The 21775-nt window shown below is 45.6% G+C and carries 19 protein-coding genes; 10 read left to right on the forward strand and 9 right to left on the reverse strand.

All coding sequences use genetic code 11. The features are described 5' to 3' along the window. Window positions 1–27 precede the first annotated feature (27 nt). Window positions 28–345, forward strand: coding sequence for a hypothetical protein (locus tag M3630_RS26395; RefSeq protein ID WP_251254065.1), 318 nt, complete (start codon window positions 28–30; stop codon window positions 343–345). A gap of 94 nt (window positions 346–439) precedes the next feature. Here the strand turns inward: M3630_RS26395 and M3630_RS26400 are convergent, their stop codons facing one another. Next, window positions 440–964: a DUF420 domain-containing protein gene (locus tag M3630_RS26400; protein WP_232774528.1), complete on the reverse strand. Its 525-nt coding sequence runs from the start codon at window positions 962–964 to the stop codon at window positions 440–442. A 187-nt stretch (window positions 965–1151) separates the two neighbouring features. After that, on the reverse strand, window positions 1152–2531 hold the full coding sequence (locus M3630_RS26405) for an amino acid permease (RefSeq protein WP_221867427.1): 1380 nt from the start codon (window positions 2529–2531) through the stop codon (window positions 1152–1154). A gap of 384 nt (window positions 2532–2915) precedes the next feature. Here M3630_RS26405 and M3630_RS26410 point away from each other — a divergent pair, with 384 nt between their 5' ends. Then, window positions 2916–3260, forward strand: a complete 345-nt coding sequence (locus tag M3630_RS26410; RefSeq protein WP_012684054.1) for a carboxymuconolactone decarboxylase family protein — start codon at window positions 2916–2918, stop codon at window positions 3258–3260. Window positions 3261–3365: 105 nt separating this feature from the next. Here the strand turns inward: M3630_RS26410 and M3630_RS26415 are convergent, their stop codons facing one another. From M3630_RS26415 to M3630_RS26425, 3 genes are all read right to left on the reverse strand, one after another. Further along, entirely contained in the window at window positions 3366–4307 is a 942-nt protein-coding gene (locus M3630_RS26415) for an alpha/beta hydrolase (protein WP_251254066.1), read from the reverse strand. A gap of 13 nt (window positions 4308–4320) precedes the next feature. Then, window positions 4321–5391: an LLM class flavin-dependent oxidoreductase gene (locus tag M3630_RS26420; RefSeq protein ID WP_251254067.1), complete on the reverse strand. Its 1071-nt coding sequence runs from the start codon at window positions 5389–5391 to the stop codon at window positions 4321–4323. Window positions 5392–5489: 98 nt separating this feature from the next. Beyond that, the gene (locus M3630_RS26425) at window positions 5490–6728 is read right to left on the reverse strand and encodes an MFS transporter (protein ID WP_483298479.1); all 1239 of its coding nucleotides are present in this window, start codon (window positions 6726–6728) and stop codon (window positions 5490–5492) included. A gap of 250 nt (window positions 6729–6978) precedes the next feature. On the opposite strand from M3630_RS26425, the gene M3630_RS26430 reads away from it, so the two are divergent. Continuing rightward, the gene (locus tag M3630_RS26430) at window positions 6979–7560 is read left to right on the forward strand and encodes a TetR/AcrR family transcriptional regulator (protein ID WP_251254068.1); all 582 of its coding nucleotides are present in this window, start codon (window positions 6979–6981) and stop codon (window positions 7558–7560) included. Window positions 7561–7627: 67 nt separating this feature from the next. Here M3630_RS26430 and M3630_RS26435 read toward each other — a convergent pair whose 3' ends face one another. After that, window positions 7628–9604 (reverse strand): methyl-accepting chemotaxis protein, encoded by a 1977-nt coding sequence (locus M3630_RS26435; RefSeq protein ID WP_251254069.1) that lies wholly within the window; start codon window positions 9602–9604, stop codon window positions 7628–7630. 304 nt (window positions 9605–9908) lie between these two features. Between M3630_RS26435 and M3630_RS26440 the strand changes: the two genes are divergently transcribed. Then, window positions 9909–10694 carry a hypothetical protein gene (locus M3630_RS26440; protein ID WP_251254070.1) on the forward strand — a complete coding sequence of 262 codons (786 nt, stop codon included), beginning with the start codon at window positions 9909–9911 and terminating at the stop codon, window positions 10692–10694. A gap of 240 nt (window positions 10695–10934) precedes the next feature. Next, window positions 10935–11996: an SDR family oxidoreductase gene (locus M3630_RS26445; protein WP_251254071.1), complete on the forward strand. Its 1062-nt coding sequence runs from the start codon at window positions 10935–10937 to the stop codon at window positions 11994–11996. 132 nt (window positions 11997–12128) lie between these two features. Here M3630_RS26445 and M3630_RS26450 read toward each other — a convergent pair whose 3' ends face one another. From M3630_RS26450 to M3630_RS26460, 3 genes are all read right to left on the reverse strand, one after another. Next, window positions 12129–13334, reverse strand: coding sequence for an MFS transporter (locus tag M3630_RS26450; protein WP_251254072.1), 1206 nt, complete (start codon window positions 13332–13334; stop codon window positions 12129–12131). Window positions 13335–13429: 95 nt separating this feature from the next. Then, complete coding sequence (locus M3630_RS26455) at window positions 13430–13732, reverse strand: ArsR/SmtB family transcription factor (protein WP_064203332.1); 303 nt, start codon at window positions 13730–13732, stop codon at window positions 13430–13432. Between the two features lie 443 nt (window positions 13733–14175). Continuing rightward, entirely contained in the window at window positions 14176–15699 is a 1524-nt protein-coding gene (locus M3630_RS26460; RefSeq protein WP_251254073.1) for a chitinase, read from the reverse strand. Window positions 15700–16076: 377 nt separating this feature from the next. On the opposite strand from M3630_RS26460, the gene glpT reads away from it, so the two are divergent. The 5 genes from glpT to M3630_RS26480 all read left to right on the forward strand — a co-directional run bounded on the left by glpT (window position 16077) and on the right by M3630_RS26480 (window position 21595). Continuing rightward, entirely contained in the window at window positions 16077–17441 is a 1365-nt protein-coding gene (gene glpT / locus M3630_RS26465; RefSeq protein WP_251254084.1) for a glycerol-3-phosphate transporter, read from the forward strand. Window positions 17442–17640: 199 nt separating this feature from the next. Continuing rightward, window positions 17641–17766 (forward strand): hypothetical protein, encoded by a 126-nt coding sequence (locus tag M3630_RS31030; RefSeq protein WP_012684041.1) that lies wholly within the window; start codon window positions 17641–17643, stop codon window positions 17764–17766. A gap of 5 nt (window positions 17767–17771) precedes the next feature. Continuing rightward, window positions 17772–19265, forward strand: coding sequence for a spore germination protein (locus M3630_RS26470; protein WP_251254074.1), 1494 nt, complete (start codon window positions 17772–17774; stop codon window positions 19263–19265). Between the two features lie 28 nt (window positions 19266–19293). After that, window positions 19294–20403 (forward strand): spore germination protein, encoded by a 1110-nt coding sequence (locus M3630_RS26475; RefSeq protein WP_251254075.1) that lies wholly within the window; start codon window positions 19294–19296, stop codon window positions 20401–20403. Next, the gene (locus M3630_RS26480) at window positions 20381–21595 is read left to right on the forward strand and encodes a Ger(x)C family spore germination protein (RefSeq protein ID WP_251254076.1); all 1215 of its coding nucleotides are present in this window, start codon (window positions 20381–20383) and stop codon (window positions 21593–21595) included. Before M3630_RS26475 ends, M3630_RS26480 begins: the two co-directional genes overlap by 23 nt. Window positions 21596–21775 lie beyond the last annotated feature (180 nt).

Genomic DNA, 21775 nt, shown 5'->3' on the forward strand with positions numbered 1-21775 from the left:
CTTTACTAAACAGATGGAGTGAATAGGATGAAGCGAGGACTTCTTATTGGCATTGGTGCTGTAGTCGTAGTAGCAGGCGTGCTTTCCATTCCTGTTGAGGCAGGCCCCTCACCCGATACACGAATCATATTGGAGCACACGAAGAAGACGTATATTTCACCGCCCTGTTATGAGCAAGCCAACAAAACGAACAATCTAGCCGAAGCTGATATTCAAAAAGCGAAGGAATTGAATTATCAGCCAGAATCCAGCTGCACGGCAAGTTCCCTTGCCCCCATCAAGCAACCGATTGCTTCTGTGCTCGCCGTAAATCTCGGAATCAAACAAAGCCGCTGGGATTGGTAATCGAACGCTGGTTTAAGAAACGTGAATCGAAAATATAAAGGCTTCGTCCATAAAAAAAGAGCGTTAGCTATAGCAGCTAATGCTCTTTTTTTGATTAATAGTACGGAGAAATCATGAGGTAAACAATGACACCCGTCGCACTGACATACAGCCACATCGGCATCGTCCAGCGGGCGATTTTTTTATGTTTTTCCACTTTCATGTTGAGTCCACGTGCAGTCGTTATCAGCGCAAATGGAACGATAATCGCCGACAACAGAATATGTGTAATCAAGATGAAGTAATAAATCGGACGCAGAATTCCCTCTCCCCCATAGGAAGTGCTAGGTGCCATTCCGTGGTAGATCACATACGAAACCAAGAAGAGAGCTGTTGTGGAAAAGGCTGCAAAAATATATCCTCGATGCATCTTCACGTTTTTGAACTTCACGATGGAAACAAGCGCGGCAATCAAAAAAATAAAGGTAAAGCTGTTCATGACCGCATTAAAAAACGGCAGAAAGGTCAGGTCGAGATGGCTGAAATCATTGTTTTTCGGCATGAAGTACAAGATGGCGACAAGCGTGTTAATCGCTATGGTGAGAATAACGATAATCGGTGTATAGTTGCGTTGTTTCATTCTTATGCTCCTTTTTTCTCAGATCATGAATGAGTATCCCGCTTTAGTCTACCCATTGACGAGCCCGGACATTGGCGGCCACAAGTGGTTAGCCAGTCCAGTCATCCTAATGATAAACGAAGTAGGTATGCCGTACAAAGGCGATTTGATGAACAAAAAAAGGACCAACAAATGTTGGTCCCTTATGTTATTTCTTGTTTGATTGCTCATCCAGTGGTACAGCCTTGTTAATTCCGAGTGTAAAGAAGCTAATAACCACAATCGCCAAGAAGACAATTCCGGCAATCAGGGAGACGCGTGTCTCATCATTGATCCACATACCGATAAGTACCATGATGAGAAAAGCAATGGTCAAATAGTTGGTCACTGGGGCAAAAGGCATTTTGAATGGATGGTTGTCCATTTCAGCACCCTTTGCTTTTCGGAATCTGATTTGACTGATCAAAATGACAAACCACGGAACCATACCCGGCAGAACACTCGCACTGTACACATAAACAAAGAGATTTTCTGGGGCGATATAGCTTAAGATAACGCCAATGCCCAGACCGATCAGAACACCAATCGTACCTAACAACGGTACACCATTCGAAGACAGCTTTGTAAATACTTTCGGGGCTTGGCCATTTACCCCTAAGGTATACAGCATACGCCCTGCACTATAAATCCCGCTATTACAGCCAGACATGGCAGCAGTGATCACGACAAAGTTAATAAGACCTGCCGCTGCGGTAATGCCGATTTTCGCAAAAGTAGCAACGAACGGACTGCCGATTGCCTGCAATTGATCCCAAGGGTAAACGGTTACAATAACAAAGATCGCACCAATATAGAAAATCAAAATGCGCCAAATGATATTTTGGATCGCGCTTCTTAATGTCTTTTTCGGGTCTTTTGCTTCCCCTGCTGTAATCCCGATGAGCTCGACACCTTGATACGCCCCGATCACCAAGGAAAGGGCAAAGAAAAAGCCTGTCCAACCACCTGTAAAGAATCCGCCATTTTCCCACAGATTCGATAATCCGATTGCGATTCCATCATTTCCAATGCCAAAGAAAATCAATCCAAACCCTGCAATAATCATCAAAACGATCGTTACAATTTTGATCATAGCGAACCAAAACTCAAATTCACCAAATGACTTCACAGAAACCAGGTTCGCTATACCGAGTATCACCATGGCAATAATACCAGGTATCCAAGCCGGCAAATCTGGGAACCAGTACTTCATATACGTCCCGACGGCAATGATCTCCGCCATCCCGACAACGACCCACTGGAACCAGTTACTCCAAGCCGTCATATAACCTGCTAACGGATGGATATACTTATGCCCAAAGGTCGCGAATGAACCAGTACTCGGTTCCAAATACAACATTTCACCCATTGCACGCATGATGAAAAAAATAAAAATTCCTACAATTGCATAAGCTAGCATGACGGATGGTCCCGTCCATTTGATCGTGCTGGCAGACCCCATAAATAGCCCAACACCAATCGTACCGCCTAAAGCAATCATCTGAATATGACGGGCTTCCAGGCCTCTCTTCAGTTCCTTGTTTCCCACGTAAGCTTCCTCTTCCTCTCTGCTGTTGGCGGTATTTCGGATAGCTTCTAGTCATTCTCGTTTTATTGATTGAAAAACTGCCCCTTAGATATCCCTTCACTTCTTATCAAGCATTCCTACTAGTTAGTAAGATTATTCACCTCTCTCGTCTTACACTATATTGGTAGACTACTTCATATATTTTAATATGTTTTTATAATATCTACAATTATATTTACAAGGAAAATACTTGATGATCAATGATGATTGCATTCAACCAGAAGAAAAATACATGACAAATCAATTAATTCTAAATGTGATTCTACTTTTATAAGGATAAGCAGTATGAAAATTTCCCAGCAAAGAAATACTATCAGCGATTTCAAAATAGGAGGAAATGGAACCATGGAGCACTATTTGGCCGAACAGTATCGAGAAGGACTGCAAGCTTTTGGACAGCTGATGCCAGAGGCCTTGCGAGCATATAATGAATTCACCAGCCAATGCTTTTCGTCCGGTGAATTGTCATCCAAGCATAAGCACTTGCAGGCACTAGCTATCTCCCTTTACTCCGGAAATGAGCACTGCATTGTCTATCATTTGGAAGCAGCTCTCAACGATGGAGTTTCCCAAAAAGAAATTGCTGAAACAGTAGCAGTAGCCGGAGCATTCGGCGGCGGAACTACCCTTTCGCATGGCGTCATATTAATCAATGATGTGATGGAGGAAAAACAGGGAACGATTCAATGAGAAGATGCCGAAAATTCCTGTGCCATTGCGTTTACAAGAGCATACAAAAGCACAACAATCGCCGAGACCTCCCTCGAGCGGTTGTTGTGCTTTTTGCCTCCTCGATTATTTCGGATTAAGCGCTCTTGCCATCGCATCCACATAGCTTTGGCTGGCACGCTTGCTCACTTCCGCTTCGGGGTCAAACACTTCAAAGCAGTGGTAGCATCCGGGATATAGATGAAATTCTACGTCTACCCCCGCTTGTGCAAGGCGCGTCACATATTCGATCGTCTCATCTCGGAACAGATCGAGCTGTCCTACGCACGTATAAGTTGGCGGCAGCCCCTCCAAGCTGTCTGCTCTCGATGGCACCGCATATGCGGATACCTGACTGTCGTCGGCATCTTCGCCCAGGTACATGCTCCACGCAGCCAAATTGTTTGTCCGGTTCCAGGTTGCATTCTCCGCCTCGATTTCATAGCTCGACGCTGTACGATTACGGTTATCGATCATTGGATACAACGGCATCTGGAAGATTAGCGCCGGTCCGCCTTTGTCGCGAGCCATTAAAGCAAGGGCTGCGGTCAGCCCCCCTCCCCCGCTTGCACCAGCAATCGCAACCCGATCCACATCGATGCCGAGTGACTCAGCTTCGTCTGTCATCCACGTTAAACCGGCGTAACAGTCATGGATGGCAGCTGGATAAGGGTGCTCGGGAGCCAGACGATAATCGACCGATACGACGACACAATTAGCCGCTTGTACAAACCGTTCGCATAAAGCGTCGTCCATATCGGGGTGCCCCATCACATAGCCTCCTCCGTGAATCCACAGCATAGCCGGAAGCTTACTGCCTGTTCGCTTGACAGGCTCGTATATTTTCGCCAGCATCTCTCCTGCTGCGCCTGGAATCATTCGACTTGTGGTACGTACATGCTCCGACTTCACAATAGGCGGATTTTTCAGCATGGCCCTGCTCGACTCCAAATTTTCTTCCAGTTGAAAACCAGGGAATTGTGCTAATGTTTGCCTTAATTCCGGCAGTACTCGACGATGAAAGTCCACGTGAATCCCTCCATTAAGCCAATGTTGATTCTTGCTCTGTCTCTGCTTCCCACTTGGTTATTTCCTCTCGCACCCGAGGCGCTACCTCTGTTCCCAGCAGCTCAATGGCTCTCATTACCTGATCATGCGGCATCGTGGATATCGGTACATACATCATAAAGCGCGTTATGCCTACCTGTTTGCGAAGGTGGATGATCTTTTGGGCCACCGTCTCCGGATCACCCACATACAATGCCCCCTCCAAGCTGCGTGCGGCATCGAAGGTAGCACGGTTATAATGCGCCCAGCCCCGCTCCCTTCCGATTTTATTCATTCCTGCCTGGGTAGAAGGAAAGAATGTATCTGCCGCCAGTTCCGTATCTTCTGCAACAAATCCCAGTGAATGGGACCCAACTGTTAATCGCGATACGTCATGACCAGCGTGCATGGCCACCTTTTTGTAAAGCTGCACAAGTGGCGCAAACTGCCGCGGACTCCCACCAATGATCGCCAGCATCAGCGGCAATCCCAGCAGACCCGCACGAACAACCGATTCCTGATTGCCCCCGCTCCCAATCCATATGGGTAAAGGGTTCTGAACAGGCCGTGGATACACGCCCAAATTCTGAATAGCTGGCCGATGACCGCCCCGCCAGGTTACTTTTTCGGACGCCTGTATTTTCAGGAGCAGTTCCAAATGTTCTTCAAACAGCTCATCATAGTCATTCAAGTCATAGCCGAACAGGGGAAAAGACTCGATAAAAGAACCGCGTCCCGCCATAATCTCTGCCCGTCCATTCGAAACGCCATCGAGTGTAGCAAAATCTTGAAAAACACGCACTGGATCAGCCGAAGAAAGCACTGTTACTGCACTGGTCAGCCGAATCCTTTTTGTCAGTGGCGCAGCCGCAGCCAGCACCATAGCTGGAGAAGAAGCAGCATAATCCTTGCGATGATGTTCACCTATGCCAAATACATCAAGTCCAACCTGATCAGCGAGGACGATTTCCTCGACAACTTCACGCAATCGCTGTGCGTGGCTCATCACCTCACCTGTCTGAACATCCGGTGTCGTTTCCACAAACGAAGTAATCCCAATCTCCACAGACCATCTCTCCTTTTGCAAAACTTGTATCAGTCAACAGCTCTGGAACCAGAATAGTTTCATTTGAAATATCTCCATTTCGAACTATTTCAGTAACTCTATTTCCCTGGGTTAGCCGAAACGCGTCTCGTCACTGCCCAATACACCAGAGCCAGCGCACTGACAGAGGCTCCGAGCAAGCATACTCTCTCCCAGCCAAAATGCGCATATGTATAGGTCGAGGCAATGGAGCCAGCAGATGAGCCGATCGAGTAGAAAACCATATAGCCCGCCGTGAGTCGACTCCGCGCTTCTGCACCCAAGGTGAAGATCATGCTTTGATTCGTAACATGCACGGCCTGTACCGCCAAATCAAGCAAAACTATACCGATCACCAAGGCAAATAGCGACTGTTCTGTATAGCTGATGAGCAGCCACGATAGTAGCAATAGACTCAAGGCAAAACCCGTCGTTCTCTGTCCATAACCCCGATCTGCAAGCTTCCCTGCCCTCGCTGCGGCTAACGCTCCGGCAACCCCTGCGAGACCAAACGCCCCAATCGCCGTGTGCGACAGAGATAGTGGCGGCGCACTCAGAGGCAGTACCAATGGCGTCCACAAAATGCTAAAGGCAGCAAAGATCAGCATAGCCAGAACAGAGCGAATACGTAATAACCGTTCCTGCACAAACAACATCAGTACCGATCCAAGCAACTGGAGATAGGATAGCGGCGCTACCTCTCGTACCCTATTTGGCAATACCCGAAATAATACGCAAACCAGTAACAATAGAAAGGCAGCAGAGACCAGATATACGGAACGCCACCCCGCAAGATCTGTTAAAACTCCCGCAATGGTTCGCGCTAGAAGTATGCCAATGACGATTCCACTTGTAACGACTCCAACCACTCGTCCTCGCTCAGCAGGAGCAGCCATGGTCGCCGCAAAAGCAACAATTGTCTGCGTCACAACGGCAAGCAATCCGACTGCAGCGATACCTGCGAATAGTACCGTGCTGGTGGAAGCAGTCCCTACGACAACCAGCGCTACCACAGATAAAAACATCTGACCAATAATCAAGCGGCGCTGGTTCAATAAATCGCCAAGCGGCACAAGCAACAACAGTCCTACTGCATAAAAGATTTGAGTAAGGGTGATCAGAATCCCAATGAGGGAATAGTCAATTCCGAACTCCCTCGACAAATGATCAAGTAGCGGCTGCGCAAAGTAGATATTCGCAACTGACATCCCGCAAGCAACCGCAAACAATAGTGTTACATAGCGAGGCATGGGAGAGCCTTGCACTGAATCCGCCTTCCTATCGGCTTTAGCCGCTACTTTTTCAACAGCTTCCTCCATCTGACTTCACCTTACCTCCTTTCATTTTTCGTTCCGAGCATCATAACATACTGATCGGTACATTATGATGCCCAGTAAATATATCCCACTATTTCTTTTTCTGTCAACATCATTCTTTTTAGTTGTGAATAAACCAGCCTAAAATTGACAAGGCAGATGAAAACCACTAAAATATAAAATACCATTCAGTACAAAATATTGGCCGATACATAGATAGATTTGAATACATGAGTAATGAGAGGTACTCTTTATGGCAAGAACACGCGAATTTGACGAAGAAAAAGTACTAGATGCAGCTATGCAGCTTTTTTGGGAGAAGGGGTATGAAGCTACCTCATTAAGTGATTTAACTTCCCGAATGGGCATCCAGCGTCCCAGTATTTACTCAACCTTTGGGGACAAAAAAGAATTGTTCGAAGCCGCACTACGCAAATACACGATGTCTCGTGCTTCGGAGATACGAACGAAGCTTCAAAACCAACCATCTGTAAAAGAGGCATTTCGCCACTTTTTTAGGGAGGTAGCCGACGAGGAATATGCGGAAGGTCTCACCCGAGGATGCTTTTGCATTAATACCATGGTCGAGCTAGCCCCTCATGATGAGAAATTTGAGATTTTGACAAGGGAACACCAAATGTACCTCGCTGTCATCTTTCAAGAAACGATTGAGCGAGGTATCCAATCAGGTGAACTCGATTCGGGTATAGACGCGAAAGCTACTGCACAAGCGCTTATCGTATCGTTAATTGGACTGACCGTCATCTTGAAATCTCGTCCAAATCGATCATTTGTTGATAATTCGATAGAAGTTACGCTGACGTTACTTAGATAACTACTCGGATCAACTTGGACAAAAAAAGACCAACATCTGTTGGTCTTCTTTCTCTCTATCACTACAGCTACTGTGTACGCTCCAATTTAAAACGCTGCACCAATGACTGCAACTCTTCCGCAATGTTGGCAAGATGCGTTGCCGATGCCGCCACTTCCTCCATCGAAGCATTCTGTTCTTCACTGGCTGCGGCGACTTGGTCGACCTCTTGTGCTGTAGCTTGGCTCATAGAGCTCGATTCACCAAAGGCTACCAGCATCGCTGTATTTGATTGCATCAACCGTTCGCTAACGCGGGCTACTTGCGCGAGATGCGCGTCAATGCGGTTAATGGCCTCATACATCTCCGTAAAGCGCTGCTCAACCGATTGTGTCAAATCGCTTCCCGCTGTAGCAGAATCTACACCTTCCTCCGTGCGTCTAACCATGTGAAGCACGCGATTCTGAACCTCACCGATCAGACTGTCGATCTTTTCAGCAGCAGACCCTGTCTGATCAGCCAGCTTGCGTACCTCATCAGCGACGACAGCGAACCCGCGACCTTCTTGCCCGGCGCGCGCCGCTTCAATAGCAGCATTCAACGCAAGCAAATTCGTCTGAGAGGCGATATCCTGGATGAAATTCGTCACCCCGCTAATTTCTTCAGCAACCTGTTTTAATTCCTCCATCTCCTGCTTAGAACGGGCAGAATGTTCCACGATCATATTCACCTGTTGTCTTGCGGCTCCAAGAGACTCCTCTCCGGTATTAGCCAGACCTGTAATGACCTGCGACATTTCCGTGCTCTCACGCAGGATGCGGATGGCGTCATCCAGCTCCTGTTGCGCTTGCGTCGCCGATTGCTTCACGGTATCTATACTCTGATTCATATCGGAAGACATGGACGCTATTTCTTGCATAGAGGCAGCGACTTGTTCAATTGTTTGCACGTTCTCCTCCGAATTCGCAGACAGATGCTGGGAGGAAGCTGAGATTTGCTCGGAATGATCGGTAATTTGACGCAAGACATCTGACAACGATTGCGACATCGTATTAAAGTTGGATTGCAGCTGCCCAATCTCATCCGTTCTTCCACTCTGGATGGACCGGACCGTCAAATCGCCCTGCGCGATTGAGTCGGTCAGTTGCTTCAATTGCAGAATTGGTCGCACTGTGCGTTTCATGAATATCCAAACAAACAGGGCAATGAGCGCAAGCAACAGTACGATGAACAAGAATGAGGTCCGCATCAGTGGCCCCGTTTTTTGATTGATTTCATTCCAATCTATCACGGAGACAACGTTCAATCCGAGTGAATTTTCCTTGTTGAAATGGTAATATTCACGAAGCTCGTTATCCTCCATTTCGAAAGAACCCTGCGCCTGATTACGCATCACCTGGAAGCGCTCGTCTTCAAGCGGCTTGCCCTGCGGGAATCGCGGATGCGACATTGTCACATTGTTCTGATCGAACAAGCTGACATATCCCTTTTCTCCGATCTTGTACGTCTTTACCAGCTCGTTTAAGTGATCGATAGAAACGTCGATTCCTGCTACTCCTTTCCCATCGGGGAGCGTCTTGGCAAACGTAATCACGTAGCTTCCGCTTATCGCGTCGATATAAGGTGGCGTCACAACGACCTGCCCTTTATGCTGCATCGCTTCCTTGTACCATTCACGGGTAGTCGGATCAATTTCCTTTTTCGCCGAGTTGTAATATCGTTTGTCGTAGTACATAAACGCAGCCAAAACATTGTCAATGTCTTTCTCTATGTTGCGGATGCGATCATAGATATACGTATCCGCACTTTGCCCCGGCGGAACTTGAACATCCGCAAAGCTATCGATCGTAGCAGAATAATCCTCGTACGAGTTATTGAGTACTTGTGTAATCATCGTAGTAACCGATTCGACTTGAGACAACAATTCGCGCTCTAACTGGTTGCGCGCCAGTTGTGTTAAAGTCAGGCTCAAAACGACAGAGGGAACAACAATAAGCAGGACGAGTAAAAACAGGATCTGCTTTGATAGCGATGCTTTATAACCAGTAATCATTTTCTTTATCATCTGTAATGACTCCTCTCTAGTGAAGTAGAATAACGAGTTGCAACGCAAACAACGCCCCACCGGTCGTCAGAAGGCGCGTTCCTATCAGGTCAGACTTATACCTATGCCCACCTTTTCCACGTGAACATTTCTGCAAAGTATATTTTCCCTGTTAGTACCTATTTGAAACTTCATGGCATTGGACAAGTAAAATTTGGAAAAATTCTATCCGATACAAATAATAACCAAAAATCAGTAATCCGCACTCTGGATTGGCTGCCGTTTTGGTTGACGATTCGATTTATGAAAGGAGGTATCATCATTCATGTTGTCTGTTACACCTAGATATGTCATAAGCTCGTCCGTCCAGTATAGAAGCCCAGGAATTCACCTACAGACGAAAGCCCTGGAGCATGACAGCAACAAAAAGCAGGATCATGTAACAATTAGCCAGCAAGGCCTACAGCTAAGCAATGGAAAAAACGCACCCAATAAGATGCTGCAAAGCCTCATGGAACAAAAGCAAGCCATGCTGGAGAGACGGAACAACTATTATGCGGATGCGGTTGAAAAACTGACAGACCCGAAAGTCATGAAAGAACGACTGGATGAGATGGACAAACAGATCGAGGAAATCGAGACGCAGATGAAACGAATTCAGTTGGAAGAACAACGCAAGGCGAGAGGTACGGATGAAGAGAGCAAGGAACAGAAATCCTCGGATATCGCCCCCGACCAAGACGAGTCATCACTTCAACCCTCCCCTGCCCTCCATGCTGTTTTAACGGCCACCCACGACCTCAAGAATATACACAGTGTAAAACGCGCTCAGATTACCTTGGAATTAGAAGCTAAAGCGTGGGAGCCTGCGTCAAAGGACGGAGATTTTACGAAATCCGAAGAACTAAAGCGGAAAGCAGAAGGCTTGGACGGCAAGCTGCTGAAGATGGCTGACGAGATCGACAAAAAGCTTGAGAGTTCTCAAGAGTCTAATCAAACAGAGCGTTCATCTAATGACAAGCAATTAGATGAGCAAAAGAAAAAACCTTACCTGCAACAGCGAATGGAAAACCAACATGCATCTGGAACTACCATCGATTGGATTGCATAGCTTGTAAGCAAGAAACCTCCTGCCGCTACACAGGAGGTTTTTTCAGTTTGTTTCCAGAGGAAAATACCGGGAAAGCAAGGCAAATGGCTATCAAAGTGACTGTTAAACAGTTGTTTAAAAGGCACCGTTGTTCACGATACCGTGTCATCCGCACTCGTCACAGCTGTATTTTTCATCATATAATGAATTGTTGATATGTCAGCAACTCCCCCTAACAAACATACGGAGCTGGTTAACCATATGAATATCCTTGTAACCGGAGCAACAGGTTTTCTCGGAAAAAAACTATCCCAAGATCTATTAAACGAAGGCCATTCCCTTTACTTACTCGCTCGTAATGAAAAAAAAGCAAGCGATTTGTTGCAGAGCTTTGCCGAAGAACACCAGGCACGGGTACATATTTTACTCGGTGATGTTTCGAAAAAAGGCTTGGGCGTCTCTGAAAATGATCTGGGACTGCTCAATCAAAAAATAGAGGCGATGTACCATATTGCCGCATACCTTTCCTTTGATCCCGCTCAGAAACCGCAGACGTACGAGGTAAATGTAGTGGGAACAAAAAATACGTTACAATTCGCAGAAGCCATTCGCTCCCCCCGCTTTATCTATGTAAGTACGGCTTATACCATCGGCACCGAAACAGAAGGAAAAGAAGCGCTGTACAGCCCGGAACGCTCCTACGTGAACAACTATGAAGAGACAAAATGCTTGGCAGAGCATCTCGTCTTTTCCTATAGCGACAAAATGGAGACCATCATTGTCAGACCGTCGATCATTATCGGCGATTCCAAAACGGGCGAGGCTGATACCAATTTTGGCTTGTATGGATTATTAAAAGGCCTTCGCGTATTGAAAAGAAGAGCGTCCCGCACAGAAGGCTGGGAAAATCAGAAGTACCGAATCTTGGTGGATGTCGACGTGAATTCGAACCTCGTTCCGGTTGATTATGTCTCTTCTGTCTTGCTCGCTGCGCTCACTCATGGCGAGCATAAGGAAATCTATCATGCTACCAACCCTGTTCCACCTACCCAACAATTAGTAGTCGATTGCATCAAAGAAGTCTTGAACTTTCCGAACTTAGTACCTGTTCCATTTGAAACAGACGAGCTGCTAACCGAAGAAGAGAAAGCTTTTAATGCTTCTATGAGCTTGTTCCATTCGTATTGGAAGCGAAGTATCTCTTTCCCGAATGACAACACCAAGAAACTGCTGAAAAAAGTGGGGCAAGGCGAATTGCAGATGGATAAAGAGATGCTGATTGGAATCATGAGTGGGTTTCAGAAGCAGGCTGTGCTTAGTTAGTCAGTTAAGATGAAAACCGCACCAGATGATTTGGTTCCTAAAAACAACTGGCCACCCTTAAAGGATGGCCTTCTGTTAACATCGCGTCACCGACGCATACGTTCCTCGAGCCTGTGTCTCTAGGACTGGCGTTCAGCGGTTGCTGGACTGTGTTTCGTATGTGCCTGGTTTATGTCTAACCTTTTCTTTTACTATCACATGTAAAATCAGTGCAGCAACGATAGCGATCACCACGCCAATCATACCAAACCAAGTAATTGACGATAAGGATACTTGATCAACAGCGATGCCGCCAATTCCAGCCCCTGCCGCCATCGCGAGCTGCATCATGGATTGGTTAAGACCAAGCATTACCCCAGAATTATTCGGTGCAATCCGAACCAAATTATACTGTTGCGTTGGCCCGGAAGACCAAGCGGCGAAGGACCATAATACCAATATCGCGATCACCGTAAACGGTTCATGTGAGATAGAGACGGTAATCGAGAGCAAAATGAGAGCTGCAACGTGCAGAACCATTCCACCAAGTAATGTAGAAGATACTCCCCATTTGTCCGTACTGTAACCACCGAATTTGGAACCGACCAGACTAGCTAAACCGAACGCCAATAAAGCGCTACTCAACAAATTTTCACTTATACCAGCGGCTTCGAGAAGATAAGGAGATATATAAGTATAGGCAATAGAGTATCCACCCAGCCAAAAGAACGTAACCGATAAACCAAGCCCAACTTTCGGGTTTTTCAACAGTGCTAATTGCTTCGAAAGAGGTACGGGTTCATCTCCTTTTACTCGTGGGATTGTGCGGGACAGGACAAACATAGCCAAAAGACCTGCAATTGCAATAAACCCGAATACAGATTGCCAACCAAATGCAGCTGCCGCTATTCGTCCAAGGGGAACTCCGATAATTAAAGATGCTGTAAATCCCATAATGACAGTTGCGATTGAACTCGCCTGCTTGCCTTCAGGAGAGATCTTGGCCGCAATATCTAAAGCAGTCACAACCACCATCCCAGCACCTACAGCCATGATCACACGCGCCATAATAAAGAATTCAAATCCCTGAAGAGCGAACGACAGTATATTGGCAACTACGAAAATTCCTAGTGCACTAACAAGAAGCCTCCGCCTATCCATTTTCGCCGTTATGGCCATCATCACAGGAGTTAAAATGGCATACACAAATGAAAATATAGTAACCAGCTGTCCTGCCGCTGTAATGGAGATGCCCATAGTATCCGAGATTTTATCCAGGATGCCAGAGATTACATACTCTGAAGTACCCACCAGAAAACTGACCAATGACAAAAAGTAAACCTTCCATGTATTCGACATGAATAGCACCCCTTAAAATTTAAACATATTAAGATATGTAGATATGAAACTCGAAATATAACTGAATACTCCATGAAGCATTCAGTTATATTCGCTCATATTTGACTGCTAAAAAAAGCGCCTATTTCACGTATTTTTTCTTCGTCCCTGGTATAGTACGTATATTTTCCAATACGCTCCGTCTTGATCAGCCCAGCGCGTTGGAGAATGGACAAATATTGGGACGCGGTTGATTGGGTCATATTCAATTTCTCAGTTATTTGACTGACGCATACCCCGATCTTTCTCATATCAACTCCTTCATGGGGTATAAAATGTTTTTCGGGCTCTTTTAACCAATGCAAAATTTGGAGTCTAGACTCGTTGGACAGCGCTTTAAAAATTTCAATTGGATCCATACGCATTATTATATCGAGAATTGTCAATGTGTCAATAATTGTGATACGAATGTGAAGACATTGCCTAACCCTGTAACAGCAGATTAATTCCGTTACAGGGTTTTGGTTTTGCAAATTTCCCTTGATCACCAAAGGTGATTGTGAAAATACGTACCTTGGTCTTTTAAAACCAAGACCACACGTCTTTGACATAACTAGCTTCCGTTTGCAAGCGGTTCAGCCCCCCGCACCTGCTGCGCCTGACCACGGCAGCCTAGTTAGTTGGTATATGCGACGGCGCGGATTTCAATCAGTTGTTTTGGAACAGTTATGTGAGTGGGGAATGAAATATCAAAGCCGTTAAATGAAATCTAGGTTTTCTGATCTCTCCCCCAGTAAGAGAGAGTTATTTTACACCCAAAACCCCCCCGCTTTCACGGATGGTTTTTTTAAAGGTTCAGCCATTACTGGTTCAGTGCATCAAGCGAAGTGCGAACATGATTGGCAAACGAATAGTTATTTCTGGCATCCCAGTTGATAGACCAGGTCATAACTCCTTGGAACTGCGGATAACCAGCTGGATTTTGGAGTTTGTAGGTTCCTCCAAAAGACGTGCCCTTTACCAAATATTGAAGAGCTTTCTGGATATCGGCAGGAGACGTATATCCTCCCCCGGCAGCACTTGGAGCAGAAGGCAGCCCGATAGCGACTTGGTTCTCCCTCAAGGCTGGAAACATGTTGTTAGGATTACGCCCGATCGGGAATCCTTTCAATAACATTTCTGCCATCGCTACTTGGAAATCAGCCGTTCCTTGTTGATACGTACGACCATCTAATGCTTCCAGCGCTCCAGAATTATAGTGTTGGACGTGTATATAATTCATTCGATCGCGAAGGGCATGAATCACAGGCAGATAAGCGCCCCACGGCCCACCATAGGAAGCGTAGCCTCCTTGGACATAAGCCGTTTCTGGCGCCATTGTCAGAATGAAAGATGGGCCAAATGTATTCGTGATCGTTTGAGTCGCTGAGATCAAATTTATAATTTTGGGCGTTGTCGGATTTCTAAAATCAGTGTCCCCCGCATTTAGCGACAAGGAGCTTCCTTCCAGATCAATATCCATACCATCAAATCCATACGTTTGAATGATCGAGGTCATCGAGGTAATAAAATTTTGTTTGGCAGCTTCCGTCGTCAGCTCTACTGTACCATTCGCTCCGCCAATCGAGATGAGGACCTTCTTCCCCTTTGATTTTAACAAGGCGATATCCGATTTAAATTCCTCAACGGATGCATTGAACGGCACGAATCCCATTGTCGCATGATCCCCACCGACTGGTTCAGCGAATGCAACATTGATGACATCGTATTTATCCGAAACATCTCTTAGCTTGAGTACTGTAGAACCATTGTCAAAATTATGCCAGTAGCCGATCAAAACTCGTTTGGACGCCGGTTCAGTTGGGGATTTAGATAAAGTGGTTACCGTTATCGAGGCGCTGGGTGGGGATACATTGCCTGCGGCATCTTTTGCCTGGATCGTAAATGTATATGTCGTATTTGCCAGAAGCCCAGTCACGGTATAGGATGTGGTACTCGATGTACCAGCGAGTGAATCTCCGTTGTAGACGAGATACTCCTGAACAGCTCTGTCATCCGTAGAAGCTGACCAAGATAAGCTAACCGAGCTACTCGACTTCCCTACTTCACCAAGATTTGTAGGAGACGTAGGTGGAATGGTATCGGGAGCAGAGGGACCTTGCAGTTGCCACAGTGTCGGTACGTTGGGCGGTTCCCACCCGACAAGCGATGTATGTGCAAATGTACATTTGTAATCTTGCCCTTGATACGTAGCCATGTCTCCTACCTTGTATACAGTGTTGGGAGTCCACGGTGTCATAGCGTGAGAAGACTGCGGGAATAGAGAAAAAATTAAGATAAGCGATAGTACTACCAAAACTCCTGTTTTTCTCATCAAAAAATACATCAAACAAAGCCTCCTTGATTTTTACTCGCCCCCCTCATACAGATGAGCTAACATAAAGATATACTTATATTTGGAAAAAATGTATTTTTTTGATTAACACACAATAAGAAAACCTCTATCGAGGCTTTTCGAAGAGGTGCCAACCGCGTTTTTGCGGAAAATTTTCTTATGCTCCAGAATTTTTAAGCATTATCCACGGGCACAGCATTGACAACGTTTTCACAGAATTATAGAATACACTTACGACAAGTTAACTATGATGGAGATTCGGAGACTCATACTTTTTGGCACTTTCATTTTTGAAAGCGCCATTAAAGTATGGGTTTTTTTACGTGCATCTCCGTCTTTGTTAGAAATCACCTAGGGGGAGGAATATGATGCTCAAACTGTTTAAGCCTGCACCGCCTATTGACAGATTGCCTGACGAACAAATTGATTCTGAGTATAAAAAGCTCAGACTTCAGGTGTTTCTCGGAATCTTCATTGGTTATGCGGCGTACTATCTCATCCGCAAAAACTTCTCACTCGCCATGCCTGATTTGATTAAAGAAGGATTTACAAGATCAGAGCTCGGTTTTGCATTATCCGCCATTTCGATTTCCTACGGGATCAGCAAGTTTGTAATGGCCATTTTTTCGGACCGAAGCAACCCACGAATGTTCTTGCCTGCCGGTTTGATTCTTTCTGCACTTATCAGTTTATTGATGGGGGTTGTTCCTTACTTCACCTCATCCGTCACGATCATGTTTGTGATGCTGTTCCTGAACGGCTGGTTCCAGGGTATGGGTTGGCCTCCATCCGGGCGTGTCCTCGTACACTGGTTTAGTGTAAGTGAAAGAGGAAACAAAACAGCCATTTGGAATGTGGCCCATAACGTTGGCGGAGGCTTGATGGCTCCCCTCGCTGTAGCAGGTGTAGCAATGTTCACTGGGCTTTCGGGTAATACCTCTTCCGGATATGAAGGCGTGTTTATCCTGCCTGCTCTGGTTGCCATTGTCTTTGCATTCATTACGTATTTCTTAATTCGCGATACTCCGCAGTCAGTTGGCCTGCCGCCTATCGAAGAGTATCGCAATGACTATCCAAACAAAGAGAAGAAAACGTTTGAGACAGAATTCTCCACAAAAGAAATCCTTTTCAAATATGTATTGAACAACAAATGGGTTTGGGCAATCGCGATTGCCAACATCTTCGTCTACTTCGTCCGTTACGGCGTTCTGGACTGGGCGCCGACCTATTTGAGTGACGAAAAAGGCTTTGATATGAGCAAGTCGAGTGTTGCCTACTTCCTGTACGAATGGGCAGGTATCCCGGGAACGCTCCTGTGCGGCTGGCTGTCCGATAAATTGTTCAAGGGCCGCCGTGGACCCGCAGGGTTTGTCTTTATGCTCGGCGTATTGATCGCTGTTCTGGTCTACTGGTTCAACCCACCTGGAAATTCCGTGGTCGATATGATTTGTCTGATCGCTATCGGTTTCCTGATTTACGGTCCAGTCATGCTGATTGGTTTGCAAGCCCTTGATTTTGTACCGAAAAAGGCTGCCGGAACCGCTGCAGGGCTGACGGGTCTGTTTGGTTACCTGGGCGGTACAGTCACAGCGAATGCATTGATGGGGGTTATCGTTGATGCCTCCGGCTGGGATGCAGGATTTATGTTGCTGACAGTTTCGTGCGCATTGGCTGCTCTTGTTTTTGCCCTTACGTGGAATGTGCGGGGGCAGGAAGTCATTAAAAATCATTAAAATAGCAAAAAGAAGGATGAAAATCGTTGTGATTTTTATCCTTCTTTTTTTATCAAAACCGATCCCCCGATCCAGAGTGGCCTAACCTAAACATTGAATACCACATTTTCCAGCTGTCTGGAATAAGAATTGTCATGCTAGAACAAAATAGGACAAGTTTCTTTTTAGGACTGTAATGAAGCTGAAAAGGAGGAAAACCATGTGGAAAACAATTGTTTCAAATCTTCCTGCCTGGCCAGTTTTTATTCAAGCCGCAGTCGTTTTTCTTGTTCCTTATGCGATTTCAAGATTATTTCATTGGATTCGTACAACGGAGGAAGAGTGATATAGATGGAAAGTATCGCTCCATTTACAGACGATTACCTATCGAATTTGAATCTTATCCGTCAGGAAATCGACCAAAACGCAGATGTGCATATCCGCGAATTTTCTTTCGGACAGACTGCCATTCGTGCTTCCATTATTTTTGTAGATGGGTTATCCGATCCCGATCTCATCGATAATACTATTCTGAAAACGCTCATGAATGATTCTGTGGCAGTGATGGTACAGGAGAATTCTTCGGGGGACGTTCTTGTATCGAAAGAGTTTTTCATCAATCATGTGCTTTCCATCCATGAAATACTGGAATGCCGGGATGTATACGATCTGAAGGCAAAAGTATTGACTGGCTTCACGGCATTATTGATTGAAGGGACCGCAAATGCTCTCCTTCTTAATACCGTAAAAGTAAAAACAAGAAATATAGATGAACCTGTCTCAGAATCTTTGGTCAGAGGCCCTAGAGTAGGCTTCACGGAAACATTAAGCGAAAATACCGCCCTCTTGCGCAGACACGGTGAAAATGGAGATCTTCTCTTCCTAAAATTTCAGGTGGGAGAGCGTGCAAAAAAAGAGCTGATTATCGCCTATATGAAAGAGATTGCAAATCCCGCGTTGGTTGAAGAAGTAAAAAACCGAATTACGAAAATTAAAATTGACCATGTGCCGGAATCCGGCTATGTGGAGCAACTTATTGAAGATAATTATCTCAGCCCATTCCCGCAGGCGCAGAGCACAGAACGGCCTGACCGCGTCATCAGTGCATTACTGGAAGGACGAGTGGCCATCTTGCTGGATGGTACTCCTTTTGCCTTAATCGTTCCGGTGACGTTCAGCATGCTCCTGCAATCGCCTGAAGACTATTATGAGCGATGGATTCCAAGCACATTCATTCGCTTGTTGCGCTTTTTCACTGCCTTTTCTTCCTTGCTTATACCAGCCCTCTATATTTCCTTTATCTCTTTTCACCAAGGGCTGATTCCTACCGAATTGGCTATTTCCATCATCAGCACTCGACAAGGAGTTCCATTTCCCGCTTTGTTGGAGGCACTGATCATGGAGGTTTCTATCGAGATTATGAGAGAAGCCGGTCTTCGATTGCCGAAACCAATCGGCCCTGCCATCGGGATTGTCGGTGGACTGATTATTGGTCAAGCTGCAGTACAAGCAGGTATTGTCAGCCCAATTATGGTAATCGTCGTGGCTGTCACTGCTATTTCCTCCTTTGCCATTCCGTCATACAACCTGGGTATTTCCTTACGTCTCATTCGGTTTTTGGTCATGTTCTCCGCAGCCATGTTTGGATTGTACGGGGTGATTTTGTTTTTTCTCTTGCTTACGAGTCATTTGGTAAAACTAAAAAGTTTTGGTGTACCTTATGTTACTCCTGCTGTCCCCTATCGGTTAAGGGATTGGAAAGATTTCATGGTGCGCATGCCACTCATGATGATGAAACGCCGTCCAAAAATGCTGCATACGAAAGAGCCGACTCGCAAAGGATAGCCACTCAGTATAGTAGGTGAAGCCCAAAATGTTACCCACACAAAATGATCGGATCACCACCTCGCAAACAGCAGTGATCATCATCAACTTCATACTGGGAGCGGGAATCCTTACCCTGCCTAGAATCTCAGTGGAAAAAGCAAAGACACCGGATGTTTGGATAAGTGTCCTCATTGGCGGTTTACTCGCGATGCTCGCTGGGATAATCATTGTAAAATTAAGCCAGCGATTCCCTGAGAAAACGTTTTTTGAATACAGCCAGGAAATTGCAGGGGAATGGATTGGAAGGATGCTCAGCCTTCTGATCATCTGTTATTTTTGTATGACCTCATCTCTTCAAGTCCGATCTATGGCTGAAGTAACAACCTTTTACTTGCTGGAGAAAACCCCAATGTGGGCCATTGTTATGGTATTTTTGTGGGTTGCTCTTTATCTTGTCATAGGTGGCATCAATTGTCTCGCCCGTATGCTTGAGATTATCTTGCCAATTACTGTCCTCTTTTTTTTGGTGGTTTCCTTGATGAGCATAAAAATTTTTGAAATCGATCATCTTCGTCCCGTATTGGGGCTGGGGTGGAAACCGGTGTTCGATGGGATTAAACCAACTGCGCTCGCCTATACCGGTTTTGAAATAATGATGATTATAGTGGTATACATGAGACAGCCAAACAAAGGCGTGAAAGCCGTTGTGGTGGGAATTAGCGCCTCGTTGATCTTTTACCTGATGACAGTCGTGATGGTCATTGGGGCGTTTTCAATCGATGGAGTCGTTACAAGGACATGGCCGACCATTGATCTCATACGAAGCTTTGAAATTACCGGTTTACTCTTTGAACGGTTTGAATCGTTGCTGCTCGTATTATGGATTATGCAAATCTTTTCTACTTTCACGTTGGCTTACTACTCAGCCGCTCTAGGCCTCGCCCAGCTCTTCAAGAAAAATATGGAGCCGTTTCTATTCGGATTGCTGCCTGTTATCTACATCATTACGATGACTCCAAAAGAAATCAATAGTGTATTTGCACTTGGCGATTTTGTGGGCGATGCAGCCTTTTTATTATTTGGTGTAATGCCCCTTCTCCTTCTTATTATTTCTGGCTGGAAGGTGGGTAAGCATGAAGCAAAGTCATCCTCGTGAGTGGCTCCTCCTCTTGACATCGTTATCTGTTTTCCTGCTCTTCTTACTGACCGGATGCTGGAGCAGCAACGATATCGACAAGATGGGTATGGGCATCGGTTTGGCATTGGATGCCAGCAACAAATCAAATGTTGAAAAAAAGCTGGAAAAGCAGGGAAAGAGCCCTCCTCACGTTGACACAATCACCATGACCTATCAATTTATTAACCCAAAAGCAACAAGCAAAGAAAGCAGTTCGGCAGGACCACAACAAAAAGCATATTTGAATGCGTCCCAAACTGGTGAATCTATCCTTCCAATCATCCGTGAATTTTCATTGAGTCATGATACCCCCTTGTTCAGCCCGCACTTAAAAGTCATTGTGATTAGCGAGACTCTGTTACACACACATCGTTTGGAATCTTTGCTGGATCTATTTCTGCGAGATAATGAAATACGTCCAAGCTGCTTGGTATTGGTTAGTAACGGGAATGCCCGCGATGTCTTGGAAACCAAAAAACCGGGAGAATTGCCAGCACTGAATTTGCTTGGAATCGTAGATAACCGAAACCGAACAGCCAAAATTTTACCTCCTGTGTCACTCGCCAAATTAACGGCCAAGTTGAATTCCGAATCAAGCTTTCTCTTGCAAAATGTTGCCGCTTCTAACAAGGAAGTGAAGTTTGAGGGGGCAGCCGTGATCAATGGAAAGACAAAAAAATGGGCGGGATTTTTAAACGAAATGGATTTGGAGGGCATAACGTGGATAACCGGAAAAGGTAAAGGAGGGCTAGTGAGAAGCCTTGACAAGGAGACAGGTCAACTGATCATCTATGAGATCGAAACCATGGAGAGCAAAATCACTCCCCATGTTGACGGAAACAAAATTTCCTTTGATGTGCATATCAATTCGAAGGGACGCTTGTCTGAAAATTGGGTGTTGAACGCAAATCCTTTTGAAAATGAATTCCTGAAAAGGGTGGAAAAAGCGGCTGAATTGGAAGTACGGAAACTGGTCAAGAGTGTCACAACAAAAATGCAAAACCATTTCCATGCGGATGTTGCCGGATTCGGAGAACGTTTGCGAATCGAGTATCCAAAAACGTGGGAGAAAGTAAAAAAAGATTGGGACCAAAAATTCAGCACCGTACCCATCACTTACTTCGTAAAGCTGACCACTACTGATTTCGGCGCATCAGGGCCTAGCAAGTGAAGCTTCCTTTCGTTCTGTTATCCATTAATTGCGATTGGAGTAAGATGCCCCCTCTCCCCTTACTCCATTCCCTCTTCGTATGAATCACTTAACTTCTGCTATGACCATACCGTCCAGCGACTTTTGCAGACCATATGTTGCAAACGCTGAAATAAGGTGTTATATTAATTGACGTATCAA

Source organism: Brevibacillus sp. MER 51, assembly GCF_023714195.1.
GTDB lineage: Bacteria > Bacillota > Bacilli > Brevibacillales > Brevibacillaceae > Brevibacillus.

Excerpts from the sequence above, each read along its gene's own strand:
- M3630_RS26395 (WP_251254065.1), top strand. The coding sequence starts at position 28 with ATGAAGCGAGGACTTCTTATTGGCATTGGTGCTGTAGTCGTAGTAGCA.
- M3630_RS26400 (WP_232774528.1), bottom strand. The coding sequence starts at position 964 with ATGAAACAACGCAACTATACACCGATTATCGTTATTCTCACCATAGCG.
- M3630_RS26410 (WP_012684054.1), top strand. The coding sequence starts at position 2,916 with ATGGAGCACTATTTGGCCGAACAGTATCGAGAAGGACTGCAAGCTTTT.
- M3630_RS26425 (WP_483298479.1), bottom strand. The coding sequence starts at position 6,728 with ATGGAGGAAGCTGTTGAAAAAGTAGCGGCTAAAGCCGATAGGAAGGCG.
- M3630_RS26430 (WP_251254068.1), top strand. The coding sequence starts at position 6,979 with ATGGCAAGAACACGCGAATTTGACGAAGAAAAAGTACTAGATGCAGCT.
- M3630_RS26435 (WP_251254069.1), bottom strand. The coding sequence starts at position 9,604 with ATGATAAAGAAAATGATTACTGGTTATAAAGCATCGCTATCAAAGCAG.
- M3630_RS26440 (WP_251254070.1), top strand. The coding sequence starts at position 9,909 with ATGTTGTCTGTTACACCTAGATATGTCATAAGCTCGTCCGTCCAGTAT.
- M3630_RS26445 (WP_251254071.1), top strand. The coding sequence starts at position 10,935 with ATGAATATCCTTGTAACCGGAGCAACAGGTTTTCTCGGAAAAAAACTA.
- M3630_RS26450 (WP_251254072.1), bottom strand. The coding sequence starts at position 13,334 with ATGTCGAATACATGGAAGGTTTACTTTTTGTCATTGGTCAGTTTTCTG.
- M3630_RS26455 (WP_064203332.1), bottom strand. The coding sequence starts at position 13,732 with ATGGATCCAATTGAAATTTTTAAAGCGCTGTCCAACGAGTCTAGACTC.
- M3630_RS26460 (WP_251254073.1), bottom strand. The coding sequence starts at position 15,699 with ATGTATTTTTTGATGAGAAAAACAGGAGTTTTGGTAGTACTATCGCTT.
- glpT (WP_251254084.1), top strand. The coding sequence starts at position 16,077 with ATGCTCAAACTGTTTAAGCCTGCACCGCCTATTGACAGATTGCCTGAC.
- M3630_RS31030 (WP_012684041.1), top strand. The coding sequence starts at position 17,641 with ATGTGGAAAACAATTGTTTCAAATCTTCCTGCCTGGCCAGTTTTTATT.
- M3630_RS26470 (WP_251254074.1), top strand. The coding sequence starts at position 17,772 with ATGGAAAGTATCGCTCCATTTACAGACGATTACCTATCGAATTTGAAT.
- M3630_RS26475 (WP_251254075.1), top strand. The coding sequence starts at position 19,294 with ATGTTACCCACACAAAATGATCGGATCACCACCTCGCAAACAGCAGTG.
- M3630_RS26480 (WP_251254076.1), top strand. The coding sequence starts at position 20,381 with ATGAAGCAAAGTCATCCTCGTGAGTGGCTCCTCCTCTTGACATCGTTA.